The organism is Serratia sp. MMO-28 (assembly GCF_037199905.1).
Lineage (GTDB): Bacteria > Pseudomonadota > Gammaproteobacteria > Enterobacterales > Enterobacteriaceae > Chania > Chania oryzae.
Map to the genome: position 1 here is coordinate 52,849 of NZ_JBBCVB010000003.1, position 14,323 is coordinate 67,171.

At 49.9% G+C, this 14,323-nt stretch carries 19 protein-coding genes; 8 read left to right on the plus strand and 11 right to left on the minus strand.

Annotated elements, in window-relative coordinates:
• Positions 1–171 precede the first annotated feature (171 nt).
• The 11 genes from WG891_RS03320 to WG891_RS03365 form a co-directional block, all read right to left on the minus strand.
• Positions 172–759 carry a DUF2913 family protein gene (locus tag WG891_RS03320; RefSeq protein ID WP_337262759.1) on the minus strand — a complete coding sequence of 196 codons (588 nt, stop codon included), beginning with the start codon at positions 757–759 and terminating at the stop codon, positions 172–174.
• Positions 760–1,113: 354 nt separating this feature from the next.
• Complete coding sequence (locus tag WG891_RS03325; RefSeq protein ID WP_337262760.1) at positions 1,114–1,740, minus strand: DNA-binding protein; 627 nt, start codon at positions 1,738–1,740, stop codon at positions 1,114–1,116.
• A gap of 229 nt (positions 1,741–1,969) precedes the next feature.
• Complete coding sequence (locus WG891_RS03330) at positions 1,970–2,374, minus strand: putative zinc ribbon protein (RefSeq protein ID WP_337262761.1); 405 nt, start codon at positions 2,372–2,374, stop codon at positions 1,970–1,972.
• A complete protein-coding gene (locus tag WG891_RS03335) occupies positions 2,362–2,766 on the minus strand; it encodes a putative zinc ribbon protein (protein WP_337262762.1) in 405 nt (134 codons plus the stop codon). The genes WG891_RS03330 and WG891_RS03335 overlap by 13 nt, the downstream gene beginning before the upstream one ends.
• Before the next feature lie 133 nt (positions 2,767–2,899).
• Positions 2,900–3,442, minus strand: coding sequence for a YagK/YfjJ domain-containing protein (locus WG891_RS03340; RefSeq protein WP_337262763.1), 543 nt, complete (start codon positions 3,440–3,442; stop codon positions 2,900–2,902).
• The gene (locus WG891_RS03345) at positions 3,439–3,609 is read right to left on the minus strand and encodes a putative zinc ribbon protein (protein WP_337262764.1); all 171 of its coding nucleotides are present in this window, start codon (positions 3,607–3,609) and stop codon (positions 3,439–3,441) included. The genes WG891_RS03340 and WG891_RS03345 overlap by 4 nt, the downstream gene beginning before the upstream one ends.
• A 218-nt stretch (positions 3,610–3,827) precedes the next feature.
• Positions 3,828–4,064 carry a hypothetical protein gene (locus WG891_RS03350; protein WP_337262765.1) on the minus strand — a complete coding sequence of 79 codons (237 nt, stop codon included), beginning with the start codon at positions 4,062–4,064 and terminating at the stop codon, positions 3,828–3,830.
• 53 nt (positions 4,065–4,117) lie between these two features.
• Positions 4,118–4,504, minus strand: a complete 387-nt coding sequence (locus tag WG891_RS27000; protein WP_443006150.1) for a putative zinc ribbon protein — start codon at positions 4,502–4,504, stop codon at positions 4,118–4,120.
• Positions 4,505–4,719: 215 nt separating this feature from the next.
• On the minus strand, positions 4,720–5,358 hold the full coding sequence (locus WG891_RS03355) for an inovirus Gp2 family protein (RefSeq protein ID WP_337262766.1): 639 nt from the start codon (positions 5,356–5,358) through the stop codon (positions 4,720–4,722).
• A gap of 468 nt (positions 5,359–5,826) precedes the next feature.
• Positions 5,827–6,087, minus strand: coding sequence for a helix-turn-helix transcriptional regulator (locus WG891_RS03360; RefSeq protein WP_337262767.1), 261 nt, complete (start codon positions 6,085–6,087; stop codon positions 5,827–5,829).
• Between the two features lie 430 nt (positions 6,088–6,517).
• Positions 6,518–7,897 (minus strand): hypothetical protein, encoded by a 1,380-nt coding sequence (locus tag WG891_RS03365; RefSeq protein WP_337262768.1) that lies wholly within the window; start codon positions 7,895–7,897, stop codon positions 6,518–6,520.
• Between the two features lie 11 nt (positions 7,898–7,908).
• On the opposite strand from WG891_RS03365, the gene WG891_RS03370 reads away from it, so the two are divergent.
• The 8 genes from WG891_RS03370 (at position 7,909) to WG891_RS03405 (ending at position 14,316) form a co-directional block, all read left to right on the plus strand.
• Positions 7,909–8,802, plus strand: a complete 894-nt coding sequence (locus WG891_RS03370; RefSeq protein WP_337262769.1) for a GTPase family protein — start codon at positions 7,909–7,911, stop codon at positions 8,800–8,802.
• A gap of 216 nt (positions 8,803–9,018) precedes the next feature.
• Positions 9,019–9,705: a helix-turn-helix transcriptional regulator gene (locus WG891_RS03375; RefSeq protein WP_337262770.1), complete on the plus strand. Its 687-nt coding sequence runs from the start codon at positions 9,019–9,021 to the stop codon at positions 9,703–9,705.
• A gap of 38 nt (positions 9,706–9,743) precedes the next feature.
• Positions 9,744–10,709, plus strand: a complete 966-nt coding sequence (locus tag WG891_RS03380) for a hypothetical protein (RefSeq protein ID WP_337274574.1) — start codon at positions 9,744–9,746, stop codon at positions 10,707–10,709.
• 18 nt (positions 10,710–10,727) lie between these two features.
• Positions 10,728–11,999, plus strand: coding sequence for a hypothetical protein (locus WG891_RS03385; RefSeq protein WP_337262772.1), 1,272 nt, complete (start codon positions 10,728–10,730; stop codon positions 11,997–11,999).
• A gap of 48 nt (positions 12,000–12,047) precedes the next feature.
• The gene (locus tag WG891_RS03390; RefSeq protein ID WP_337262773.1) at positions 12,048–12,569 is read left to right on the plus strand and encodes a DUF4234 domain-containing protein; all 522 of its coding nucleotides are present in this window, start codon (positions 12,048–12,050) and stop codon (positions 12,567–12,569) included.
• A gap of 111 nt (positions 12,570–12,680) precedes the next feature.
• Positions 12,681–13,499, plus strand: a complete 819-nt coding sequence (locus WG891_RS03395; protein WP_337262774.1) for a DUF932 domain-containing protein — start codon at positions 12,681–12,683, stop codon at positions 13,497–13,499.
• Positions 13,499–13,747 carry a hypothetical protein gene (locus WG891_RS03400; RefSeq protein ID WP_337262775.1) on the plus strand — a complete coding sequence of 83 codons (249 nt, stop codon included), beginning with the start codon at positions 13,499–13,501 and terminating at the stop codon, positions 13,745–13,747. The genes WG891_RS03395 and WG891_RS03400 overlap by 1 nt, the downstream gene beginning before the upstream one ends.
• A gap of 116 nt (positions 13,748–13,863) precedes the next feature.
• The gene (locus WG891_RS03405; RefSeq protein ID WP_443006152.1) at positions 13,864–14,316 is read left to right on the plus strand and encodes an antirestriction protein; all 453 of its coding nucleotides are present in this window, start codon (positions 13,864–13,866) and stop codon (positions 14,314–14,316) included.
• Positions 14,317–14,323: the final 7 nt, after the last annotated feature.

Here is a 14,323-nt window from a genome sequence, read left to right on the forward strand (position 1 = left end):
ATCCCTGAGAAGGTGTCGAAAATGATAAGAAATGTATCAAATTATGTTGAGGATTATCCCGCGCCACAGAACAGAAAGCAAGCAGTCCAAGGCAAAATGCGTTGCTTGGGTACCCCGAATACATTAACACGGCTTGATGCTTGCGCGACCCGTATGCCGTCTCCACCTGCATCAATAGGTTCCCGTGGGCATCAGTGTCGCCGCCTTTTCTGATCCACTGGCGGTGAGAAAACATGTCGCCAGAGCATCGATAAAGACCTGCACGTTGCCTGCAATTCTGAATTCAAGCGGCGTGATTAGGCGACCTTCAGGCGTAAACGCCACGTTGAGTGCGGATTTGACGACATACAGCGCAGGCTCAGGTGCTTCAATAATCCCGTTATCCCACTCGGTCTGGGTCACCAGCTCATTACGCCAGCCTTGTGCCTTCAGGCTCTCGATGGCGTAGGTGAGCCTGAACAGGTCGTTCTGGTGCTTGAGTTCGCCGGTGCAGGTGCGCCAGACGTATTCAAAGCGATTTCTGAGTTTGGCCTCAATCCCCTCTTTACGTCCCTTCTCCAGCAACTGCTGAATATCTAACGCCACACTGCGGGGAAACCGTTTTTGTTTTTGCGCTGTGGCCAACCAGCGAACCAGGAACAGGTGTTCTGCCATCGGCGACGTGGCCGTCCCTTGCTGAATGGCAGTATGCAAGGCTACCAGGGCGCAGAACGCCAGGTGGGCCAGGTCTTTTACGGTTTGGTCAGGAGGTGTTGTCATGGGGTTATTAATGTTAAGTAAAATTGATGCCAAGGGTAATAAAGCGGTGAGCCCGTAGCAACCTCATGGAAGTGTTTATTTTGTCGCCCAGATGGCTTGTTATTCCTGGCATTGTTATCGACATGCTTTGGGTCAGCACATGTCGGTTTTATTCAGCGTAACAATACGAGACAGTTGAAAAACCAGGCCACTACCACGATATCATGCAGGCTACCCCGTACCGGCTTCGTGATGTTTTTCAGGGTTAAACATCGGTGATGGGGTAGCTTCTCTCATCCCCGTTGTACCGTCTCAGTTGTCACCAACCTGCGGCGGATCGGCAACGGTGTATCAACGGTCAATCAATGCCTGTTTTCACCCGCAGCGGTAGACCGGTACAGGGCGGAGGGTGGCGGTGAGGCTGTCCCAGACGGGGACCTCAGCGGTTGCAATACGCATCCCCTTTTTTCTGAGCACTGCCACGTCAGCAGCGATCCGCTGCATACCGAACCAGAACAGACCATCCAGCGCCGTCACTGCCAGTCCGCTCTCCAGCGCCCGCTTAAGCCGCTCGCGCGGCATTTTTATTTCCCTGGCAATCTCCCGGTAAGGCGCAGCGGTATCGCCTGACGCCCCTTCTCGGCAAATACGGGTTGACAGACGGTAGTGAAACTCTTCTGGTATCTGATTTACATCAGATTTCACGCTGTAAACACAGCCAAAACGTTTACCGTTAAACACGACGTTTTTCTGACTGAGTGGCAGTTCATCACGCAGCCCGGCAATCAGTTGCGAGGCACGCACCAACAGCAAACGAAAAGGCAGTTCAAAGCTGGTGACATAATCCACATTCAGCAAGGCGATACGCAGACGTTCGGCACTTCCAGCCCTAACCTGACGGCATTCTTCGATAACCTCAGCCCATTGACGTGTTATACGCGGCGTTTCACTGATTTCCGCGAAGTGGTATTTTTCAAGATGGTAATCAATACGCTCGATCATGCGGTTTCCCTTTGCCTGCTCACCGATGACTTTATCAACGAGCTACGATAAGCGAAAGTCAATTTGCTGGAGTGTGAAGCCAGCGGCGATTGAAACGGAATACACCCTGTTGAATCGCAGTTTTGGGAGCAACCTTAAAACCTCACTGAGTGTTGATGGGCATTCAGGGGGGGAACAAGTATGACTTTAGTGTGCAAATATTGTCGATGTGCCACTGACTAAAACAGAGTCAGGTATAATTCTCCCACCATTGAGCCTCCTCAATGCTGTATATCCCCGTGCCACACTCAATACAGTGCTTTTCCCCCAGGTAATGGTCCCGGCACCAAACGCAGTACCAGGATTTAACCACAGCAGGTACTGGTAGTCCTTTCACCGCTTTGCGTAACGCCTCTTGCCTCGCTTCTGCCTTCACTTGTGGGTCAAGATTGGCACAATTCATCAACGTTGCTCGCGAAACGGTTTGCTGATCATGTTCAAACCAGGGGGCCACGCCAGGCACGCCAGCATGCAATATCAGTCGACAACCGCAAGATACGCAGGTCAACATGCCACCGCCCCGGTTGATTGCCTCTTTTGTTGTTACAAAATGCCCGGACTTGTCATTGGCCAGATAACATTTCAACATTCGCATGTGATGACCTCCGGCTGGCTAACGTGACAGCTGTGATCACCGGTCTGGCACACCAGGCAATAGTGCTCGCCGTAATACCCGGTGTTGCAACTCGAGCAGAACCAATCCGCTTTTCGGACGATGGGTTGAGCATCGGGTACATAACGACGTAGCATCTCGATACACCGTCTTTCTGCATGCTCCGGTTTGACGTAGGGGCATTCTCGGCCTCGGTCAGTTAATGTGTTCTGCCGATGTTCAAACCAGGGGCGTTCCGTTTGAGAATCTGGATGGAACCTCATCACGCTACCGCAAAGGTGGCAGCAGTAGCGATCATCAGGTGCCGTTTGTGCCGTTCTGGCACCGGTCAGGCGGTTATGACTGTCCAAAGCGATAAAGGATTTGGCATACATCGTGTTAACTCCTGCACGACCTGACGCGCAGGGGACATCCATCCCTGTCTATGGGCAACACGTCGTGCTATTGAAGGGTAAATAAAATCAGGTCAACGAGCGAGATGAAACAGCCAGGCGGGTGATCGGTGACTTACGGGATCGTACATACCACCGAAGCTAACGATTTCATGCTGTTGCTGAGCGCAGCGTATTGGGAGGCGTATTGTTCAACATCACCACGGTCAACCTGCATGCAAAAGGCTTCCGAAGACAGAACAAACGCCAATTCGTTGACCGGATCGATAACGGATGACCAGACTTGGTCGATGAGGGCATTAACGGCATCAATTTGTATCTGAAACGCCGCATCATGGCGAACGCTGTAAACGGTATCCTGGTTCACCAACAACAGCATCGGGATACCTCCATGACGTTCGACACCCCACAACAGACCGATCTGGGTCGGTGGTGCCGGTTTACCTTCTGATTGGCGAATGTCGATGAAAGCGTTGATGTGCTGGCGTAATGCAGCGTGAAACCGAGTTATCAGTACATCGAGGGGCTGTATTGCAGTATCGGGTAAATGCAATGTAACCCGTAATGCCAGCAGCCTCGGATACCGATCAATGGCGGCTTGCAGCGTGCGTTTGACGCCGTGGGTATCAAGCTGAATGCAGGTAAGTGGGGCGTTCATACATGTTGCCAATGCGCGTTCGGTTTGTCTTGGGAACCCACCGATACGCTGAACATCGCGCTGTGGCAGAAAGTGCAGGGTTTGCCCCCTGCGTATTGTCGGTGGCACTGCGTACATATCCAGCGGGTAGCGACATTAATCGGATTGATGGCGTTGATCTTTTGCATGTTGAGTTTCCTTGTTTGAACCATGAGAAACGCGGGCCCTGCGACAGGTTCAAAGGACATCGCATGCAGAAGGGGCGCGGGATTTTTTATTACGTCAGATGAGGTTGTCGAATGTGTGTTTTTTTATTAGCAAGATCATGACGTGGAATGTGGCCATTGTGGCTCATACCATTGCGTCAATAACTATTCTTCAGATTGCTATCGGGGAGGTCGAACCTTCAGGCTGAAGGCGATCTGTCGATGTTGGGGCAAATCGCCAGCGCAGTTTCAGTCAAGTGCTCTGGATTGTGGATGAAATACGCAGGCTGATCGCCCTGTGCCAGCACCAGCTCCACCAGGCTATTACAGTGGAAGCAGTAGAAATTCCATAAACAAGGAAACTTGAAATCATCAGTTGCACTCACCAGGTCACCAAATTCGTCAATCGCAGTTTTAGCAGGTATGTGTTTCATCATAGGACCTCATTGGATTGGAACGTTTAATGTCATCGGGAAAATGTTGTCGATCATCAGGCTTCAACCGTCGATACCCAGTCAGCACAGTGTGGGCAAGACTTCCTGCCCTCGTAACGATACCCACATGACCGACAGTGCCAGGCACGCTTGAGGGTAGGATGCTGCAAGATATGCCGAGAGAGCATTGAATGGGCTAACCGATGATAAGGTTGCCAATCACCCGTTAACATGTGCCGATATAAACACCGGCTGGCCCTGGCAATATCACTGTGGTTCATCAGGGTATGCTCAAATACCTTTCGGCCCTCGCCATCGGTACGGCACCACAAGCACACCCCGCAAAACTCGCAGACAAGCCGATCATTACCCAGGTGGTTGATATCCACAATTTCTCCCTCAGAGGTGACCGCGTAAGGGATTGAGGTAAAAAACAGTTGCATATACACCTCGCTTGAACGCTAGGTGCGGACAGATCAGGGCAGAGATCACGGTACACAACAGTCATCATCCCCAGCGTATCGTCCACCGTTGAAAGTTATCGTCATTGAGCATCGTTTCGACCCACAACGGCATGAAATCTAAATGATGTTCATGGCAAAACAGAGCAGACACCGTAGCGCTATCTGCTCACACCATTGGTCTGTACAGTAAGAGATTACTTCTGGCTATAACCGAGGGAGCGATCCGAGGCGCTATAAACCTTGCTGCGATCTTTGGCGAGATAACTGGCACGGAATACCAACGCCTGGTAATGAGCCGCGAAATCCGGTTGGTTACGATCCAGCACGTAAGTGGGATTATCAGGGAAATGCACCAATGCCCGGTATTCATCGTGCCCTTTCAATCCCAGAGCACTTAACCAGGCCTCCTTAATCATCGAACCCAAATTCCGGTTTTCCGAGTCAAAACACCCCAGTTGCCTGAAAAGATCTTTGTTGAAGAACAGCACAGTGTGATAATGCGGGTAATGCAACGTTTCACTTTCTTTTACCCAGTAATAACGTAACGTACAAGGATGAGCCCGTTTATCCTGTTTTAGTAATCGCTGACGGTAGCTAACGATCTTGGCCATCAGCGAACGTATGAACCGGGTCATCAGATCGGACGATAAATTAGGATGACAGCTAAGCATATCGTCGTTATTGAACCAGCCAGGAGATAATCGCAAATCAACGCGAACGGCTAATGTCCGAGGGTGCTCACTCAACGCGTTGTTAATCACATGTTCAAATTTATCCAGGTAGTGATTATTCAAAGAGCCATGGCTGTGATCGAGAAGATGAGGGTTAAACATGCTAAGGTTCCTGTTGGGTTGGATGACGAACACCGCCCATCCTCAGAAAACGATCTGCATTGGGATAGGCGGAAGTGTGTTATTGGATTTTTTGCTGAGAAGTGATACAGCTTTAGTCAACGGAAGTATCAGATTTGATCAGTGGAAATTTATCTACGTTAATCTGCATCTCACTTATTAGAGATGAGAAGATAAAAAAATATATCTAAAACAGAGCATGGCATTAGAAGGTTTACGTATTCGCATCAGTATAGACAAGACACCTATAAACAATGAGTATATAGAACGATGTATAAGGAGGGTATAGAACAACATACACAATAATGTATATTACTATTACCGACATTCGTTTATCGAGATTCAGGCCACTATCACACTTTACAGATGATGAATCGAACAGTCTTTTAACCAGACAGTTACTCTCAAGTTAGTTCTCATAAGATAATAAAAAAACTCATCTCAAACTCACTACGCCCTTGAGCGCTCAATACGGCTCTGGACCCAATTTTCAACTTCGCTTTGCAGCCACCTGGAGCTACGGCCCAGCTTAATGGGTTTGGGGAATTGCCCTTCACTAATCAGCTTGTAAAACCATTTATCTGTTAACCCGGTAAATTCTGTGATGAAAATCATATCGACCATTTTGTCGTTCAGCAACGGAATGGTGCTGGTTGCGCCAGTACTAGCATGGATTTCATGAATCGGCGCTGAATCAGTTTTGTTGGTCATGGTATTGGCTCCCGTCAGTAAGATATTGGCATTTTCGCCTTGGGAGATCGATGCAGGTTGACCTTGGTGGGGTAACGTACATCTACCTCATACCATATTGCTCAATGTAAAAAATTACTGGCTGACATCCACACTCTTTTGATATGTCCTTCTGCAACGCTTTATGAGGGGATGTTGGAAGTGGCCTTCATGGATCGTTCATAGCGTCTTTGTAGTGGACATAAAAGGTTAGTTGTGTAAACTCAAAACTCGTCTTAACGCAAACATCTAAATGTATACGCTCAAACATGATCTACATTGAGAGGTTACTCTGGGACATTTTAGCTGAAAAACCACCTCCCCTCCATAGCCTGCACCATCTGGATTCGCATAGATATTTTTTGCCATTAAATATCAAAAGGAAAAAAATAAATAAAAATAAAATTATGTTTTATTTTAATTGAAACACATTATTTGAAATTATTGACTTTATTTTTCTCGTTTCATTACAGAGATAAATGACATCGCCAGAGAAAAATTTATTATATAGAGTCACAATTTCATTTTTATTTCTCACATCAATTGAAAATATATTTAAAACAAAAATATTCAACAAGGCCAATGCATTCTTATAAATGGATGGTTGCCAATTAGATAAAGCACCTTTCCATTTATAAAATCTTTTTATCAACTCCATCCCTTCGCCTGACATTAAAAAATAGAAAGACACTAAAGCAAATAGCTCATTAAAAATAGGGTTTTCTTTAAAAACAACTTTAACGTCAAAGAAGAAAAATACCCAATCGTGCGGATAAATCCTGAGATATTCAGAGTGACATAACTTGAATAAAGGTAACTCTTCTGTAATATGGAATCGCTGAAAAGCCTTATACTGATAGGGGGGTAAGCGAGGATTTAACGACCTATACAGGAGATTCATTTTATCTTCAAGTTCTGGATCATTTTCTTCTCTCAAGCGAGAGTAGAGTCCTAGGTTATCGTTTCCTGGTTGCTTTTTCTCCTTTCTTTTCTTTCTTGATTTTTTCATAAACCTTAATCCTAAATGTGTCGACTCCATATATTTTTTCCTTAAAAGTGCTTTTTTTAAGGTAACCATTTTCCTTATTTTTTGTGGAACAATTATAACATCTTTACTACTTACACTTATGATATCTTCGTCAATAGCATTTATATCCCGACCTGTTTGAAAAGCAAAACTAACTTCCAGATTTAAAATGATACAAGGCGTCGTTACGCTAATAAAAGGTGTTGAGTGCTTACTATATTTGTTATTCGGATTTAAAAACTCCCTACTACAGTAAAATTTCAATTGATAGAGCAAGCATACATCTCGCACATAATCGAATAGACTTGAATTATAAAGGCACAGCTTTTTATTTCTGAGTAGTGATTGTGTATTTAACCACTCTCTTGATTTGAGAATATGGACAACATTACTTTTCCTCACACGACTCTCAGAGAACCATTCTCTCGATATTTGCTCTGTTGTTTTTGGTATGGGATATTTTCTGCTAAGAAATTGATTTTCCATTGATGTTAAGGTTTTTAAAGGAATTTTAGAATTAGCCACTTTAGCTATATAGCGGGCCATTCTCTTCTCCTTATTGTCATTATAAATTTTAAAGTGCTCATCACAAATACGCATTTCGTTCGCCTCTGGGATTTCTGAAAGCAGATTGCTACACTTATCTCTCTTACATTTTCCTGTCTTCTTTCCTGTTTTATTCATCAGTATTACTCCATTTATTTTCACGCCCATATTACTTCTGTGAAATGCCGTATGACCCGCATTCGGCATCGTTTTCTTCACAGGAGTGATCCATGCCACACATCCCCGAGCCACAAGCCTCCGCAGATCCGCTACGCGCCTGCCTCACGCTGTTACCTCAACACGCTACCGACCGCATTCTTGCCCATTTGCAGCAGGTGATCCACTACGAACCCGTGATTGGCATCATGGGCAAAAGTGGCGCGGGTAAATCCAGCCTCTGCAATGCCCTGTTTCAACAGCCCGTTTGCCTCACCAGCGATTTAACCGCCTGCACCCGTGAGCCTCAACGCCTGACCTTGACTGTGGGCGATCGCACCATGACGTTAGTTGATTTACCTGGCGTCGGTGAAACCCCGGAATATGACGCCGAGTATCTGGCGCTGTACCGCGAATTACTGAATGAGCTGGATTTGATTATCTGGGTGCTGCGAGCCGATGAACGCGCCCGTGCCGTGGATATCACCACCTACCGGGCCTTGCTCGCCCACGGCGCGGATCCCTCACGTTTTCTGTTCGTTGTCAGCCAGGCAGATCGCATTCCGCCTGCACATGAATGGAATGAAGCACTGGCTCTCCCGTCTGCCACACAGTCAGTGTCATTGGCGGTGGTGACGGCACAAATCGCCAGCCAACTCCCGTCTTCATTTCCGGTGATGGCCGTCTCTGCCCGCACCGGTTACAACCTGCCCGCCTGGGTGACATTGATGGTTCACGCGTTGCCGGTGCAAGCCAGCAGTGCCGTCTATCCGCATCTCAACCCCAAGAACCTCAGTGCAGACAGCGAAACGGCAGTACGTCAAAACTTTGGGGAAGCCGCAGGCAAGGTGTTTGACACCGTGATTGACCCGCTTTCCCTGCCTTCAAATCTCACGGTGTTATTGAGGCGGTTGCGGCGAAAACTGGTGCGGCTGGCGATACGTCTGTGGGACCGGTTGTTTGGCTAAATTTTCCAGCGTCGCGTCAGGCTGTGTCGCACACACGCTGAGCACCAGGGTGATAACTGATAAAACCCCTTATGACACAGTGGGTTGCCCACCAGGAACTTTTTTATCACTTTTTGCCCTTTCGCTTTCTTGTGGCGACATAACGTGTCAACCCCCTCCGGCATAATAACCGCCTGAAATACCCTTGTATTTCTTACCTTTGGAGAGATCTGCAACATGAAAGAGCATGATCCCCGCCATGATCGGCTGGCGGTGAGGTTGTCTGTGATTATCAGCCGACTGATGGCAGGTGAATCGCTCTCGCTGAAAGGGCTGTCTGACGAGTTTGGTGTTTCAGCCCGAACCCTGCAACGCGACTTTCATCAACGTCTGGCCCACCTGGATATTCACCATCAGGGGGGACATTACCGACTGGGCGAAAACCCGCTTCGGGATCATTCGCCAGGAGCATTCTCCTTTATCCGCAATACCGGGATCGCACGCATCATGCCGGTACAGAGCAAACAGTTGATGAATCTGCTCACCGATGAGTCGATAACCTCGCCTTGTCTTATCTGGCATGCTCCGCTGAAATCCCACGTTGCCTTACCGGAGTTCTTTACCCGGCTGGTCAAGGCCATCTGCCAGCAAGTCCATATCACGATACTGGTAGAAGGGTGTCGCCACGAAAACCTAGAGCCTTATCGGCTGATCCATTTTAGTGAAGAGTGGTATCTGGTTGCATGCAGGTTGGGAGAAATCCGTGTATTCGCCCTGACCCTTATCAGTACCGTTTCCCTCACCACACGTCCCTTTACGCGCCGCGAGGACATCAGCTACCTGACCGCTGGCGAGGGATTTATTGCTGCACTACCGCATTTCCCCTTAATCAGCGACGTACTCCGTACATTCAACACGCGATAGTGCAGCCCCAACCAGGGATATACCCCATGGAGAGAAATATGAACATCAATACGATACCTCTTGCAACCGCAATACTGGCCTCATCCCTCACAGCCCATGCCGGTCACTGGCAGATTGCTGACGGTTTTTGTCATACCCAAAGTCAGGATGGTCAGTTTACGGTGCGCATCAAGCCCGGCACCCTAGGGATCATCGAGCAGAAGCCCAACTGCAATGGGCGAGGTGAGATCCTGATGGCCAGCAGTAACGTGGTATTCAATCAAACGCGCTATCCCTCCAGCGTGTCTTGCATAGACCAGACGCAGTACCGTGCGATACAGATCATACAGGCCACGAAGGATATTGCCGCCGTTATCGCCACCCTGAAAGAGAGTGACAGTGTACAGATATCGACATTTGGTGCGCGGTTTGACATTGATACCTCTGACTTTGCAAAAACCTGTGCCGCCATTATTGATAAGAAAGTTGCCGATTTTGACCCGCAGAAGGCCCAGGATACCGCCATGGAAAGTATGGGTTACGAGAAACTGGCCAATGGGCAATGGCACAAGAAGAGTCGGATGGCGGGTGCCATGCCCAACAAAGGCGAGACCAGTAAACTGCCTGACAGCGGTCCACGAAGCGGCCCGATGCAGCCCGCTGGCGGAGATCCTGCTGGAGGTTGGGCGAAACGACCTGACGATATCACAGCCAATACAGCGATGAAGCACCACCAGGCCGCAGAGAGCCACGGCATAGCCACACTCACTGATGCCGATAGGCAACGTGTATTGGCTGCCGCCAAACAGGCTTACCTTAAGAATATCGGCGATGCCGACGATGCGGCATCCGCCGATTGGGGCTCGGTGAGACAGCTACCCGATAGCCAGCACCAGGGTCAGCATGTGCGTGTTATCCAATATACCGTCTACAACGCCCCTTTCCACACCTACGACAGCGTAACGGTTTACATCAATGACGATGGTCGTGTTGTGAACACCACTGTCGAGTATCTGGGACGTTAAACCTCAAGGAATTGAATCATGTTAAAACTCCGCTCCCTGGTGGGTGTCACCGCCCTTGCGCTGTCGTTGACCGCCTGTGATTTTTTCTCGACCCAATGGGAAGCCAAAGACGGTGCCTGCCGGGCTATCAGCAGCGAGAATACCGTGATGGCGGCGATCCAGCGTGACCGGATCGCGTTCATGGAGTTGGAGCCGGGATGCCCCAGCAATCTGGATATTCTGGGCTCTCGCTTCACGGAGATAGAAATCAATGGAAACCGTTACGCGGCGATGATGGTGTGCAATGACGCAACGCACAACCGAAACATCACCACGGTCGGCACGTTTAAAATGGCGGTCAAGGAGAAAGCAGCCTTGGCCGCGCTGTCGGTAAAAGCGGCAGCAGAGTTTACCGGGACATTCGGTGCCAAGGTCGCCCTTGAAGGCCAGACAGCCCGCTTCTACAGAGGTAATTTTGCCAGCGTGTGCCCCCAATACCTGCCGCGCCTGACCCTGGCTGATCTCCAACAGAGCCTGAAGACCACACAACAGCAGAGCCACCTACCTCAGGCTCACGTGGCTGCAGAGAAACCCACCCCGCCCCCGTCCCCGGTCGAACTGACCCCGGAGATTTATCAGCAGGCGCTGGAGCGTGCTCAATCCACCTATCTTCTCTCCCACCCCGGCACCAACCTGAGTGACATGGCGTGGGAAGAGATACACCGTCCAGATCAAGAGAGAAACGGTCAGATGATGCGCATGCTGCGTTACACCACCTTCAACCCGGCTACCGGCATCACGTCGGATGTGGATGTTGAAATTACCCCTGACGGTACTGTGGGTTACAGCATCAACAAGGACCGACCTTCTCCTGCTGCCCCCGTCACAGCGCCGCCTCCACCTCCATCACCAGAAGACCGCACCATCAATGCCTTCTGTATGCTGGATAACGGAAAATCGGTGAGCGTGTATGCCACTGAAGGGCGAGATTACCACTACACCTACAGGGATAAAAATGACCGGCCAGAGCTGGAACTGGTCGAAGGCCTGTTCGGCGTCAAAGCCTTTCATTATTTCGCGCCGTTTGGCATGGGCACCGCCCACTATATCCGGTTCAATAAAGGCACCTACGATTATGTGCTGTTGAGCACGGATAACGGACGACAGGAGTTTCAGGGCGTCCGGGCCTATAACAACGGCAATCTCATCGCGTCACACGAATGCACGACGCCCCTGTCACTCAACACCGAACACCTGCCCAAAAATGACCATTTCGATAACGAAAAGATGGGCGACTATCTTCTCTATTAATTCACCCATGCAATAACCCCTGTTGATTAACCACAAGGAAAGGAAATCATGAGTACACCGTCAGTTTCATCATTAAAAGAGAAAATAAACACCTCTACCTGGCATCTTGCGCTGCTGACATTCGCCACCGGGGGCATTTACCCGCTGCTGTGGCTGTATAAACATCAGGATACCCTGATGCAGGAAACTGGGCAGCGGTTCTCCTCCCGCGCATTGGTTATCTGGATGGCGGTATGCTTTGGAATAGCCGCCGTGCTGCGACCCATGGCCCAACCCGTGTATGATGACTACCGTTATAACTCCTCCTACGAAACCCTGGCCATTCTGGTCTTTCTGCTCTCTCTGGCTGCCGCCGTGTTGTATGCCGTCTGGGCGTTCAAGGCCAGAAGCGCACTGCAACACTATGCGCTGACACAGTTTCGTTTCGAACTCAAAATGAACCTGGCCTGGACACTTTTCTTCAATATTTATTACATCAACTACTGCATCAATGCGATGCCGGAGGCGCTGGCCAAGCACCAGATAATCCACGGTAAACCCGAGCCAACAGCAGCGTCAGAGCAGGAATAAGTTCTCCCCACCTCATCAGGGCAGATAACACTGCCCCTAACAGACAGGCCATGCTTCCTTCGGGAAGCGTGGCCTGTCTGCTTTTATGTCCCTTACTCAAGGAAACAAACCATGCGATTAGCCTCCCGTTTTGGTCGGGTGAATTCCGTTCGCCGCGACCGCCCCCTGACCGTTGATGAACTGGCCCAGTACGTGCCCAGCGTATTGGGTGACGACAAACATCAATCCCGCAGTGCCCGCTACGCCTACATCCCGACCATCACCTTGCTGGATCGGTTGCGCGAAGAAGGTTTTGAGCCGTTCTTCGCCTGCCAGACCCGCGTGCGCGACCTGGATAAACGTGAACATACCAAGCATATGCTGCGGCTGCGTCGTTCAGGGCAAATCACCCAGAAAGAAGTCCAGGAAATCATTCTGTTAAATAGCCACGATGGCTCGTCGAGCTATCAAATGCTACCCGGTTGGTTTCGCCAAATTTGCAGTAATGGCCTGGTCTGCGGCCAGAGTTTTGGCGAAATTCGTGTGCCACACCAGGGGAATGCGGTTGAAAAGGTCATTGAAGGGGCCTACGAGGTGTTGGGGATATTTGACCGGATAGAAGAAAGCCGCGAAAGCATGCTGGCGTTAACACTGACACCGGAACATCAGCACGCATTGGCGCACGCCGCACTGACCTACCGTTACGGCGAAGACCACCATCCGGTGACCGAAAGCCAAATCCTGATGCCCCGGCGCTGGGAAGACAAGAAAGACGACTTGTGGACGACGTTCCAAAGGATACAGGAAAACCTCACCAAAGGGGGATTGGCAGGTCGCAGTGCCAAAGGTAAGCGAGCACAAACCCGCGCCATCAGTGGCATTGATGGCGATATCAAACTGAATCGGGCGTTATGGGTAATGGCTGAGCAGCTTAAGCAGGCAATAGCCTGATGCAGCGTGTTCCCGCCAACGCCCGGCAAGCGGACCCATATCCGGTACCACTGGACAACGAACCTGGCAGCCGCTCGATATCCGATGACGATTTATGCGCGTGGTGCAGCCATCTTTGCTATCGACCGGGTGAACGCAGCCTGTGCCGATTCGTCGAGGTAAAGGGGCATTGGCCTGCCAGCTTTGATACTGATGGCTATGCCCAAGCCTGCACCGAACTGCAATTGATCTTCACACTGTCGCAATAACCCAACCCCGTAAGTACTCACTGACTTTTATGACATCACCTCCAGACGGCTCTGCCGGTTTTCCGACAGAGCCCATCCGGCTTATTTATCTCATTAATAAGGTATTTTTCATGAACATGCATTTTGAACTGTCTGCGCCTCCCTCTCATTCAACAACGTTGAGCGCCACTCTGGTGCCTGGTAATCAGCGCCCTCGTTTCTGGCCACTGCACTTTGGCAGCATACCGCAATGGCTCACTCTGGAGGCTCACGTCTTTGGCTGGATGGAACGTCTGTGTGCCGATTATCACGGTGGGCAGTGGGAATTTTATACGCTCAGCAACGGCGGGGCCTTTATCGCTCCAGACGCTGATGACGATACCGATAAAAAATGGCGGCTGTTCAATACCCTGAACGGTAACGGTGCTGAAATGAATACTGAGGCTGCGGGGATCACCGCCTGCCTGATGGCCTACAGTCACCACGCCTGCCGCACCGAAAGCGAGGCGATGACCGACCATTTCTACCGCCTGCGGGAATACGCGCTGCACCATCCTGATAGCCGCGCCATTTTTGCCCTGATTGACTGAGAACACC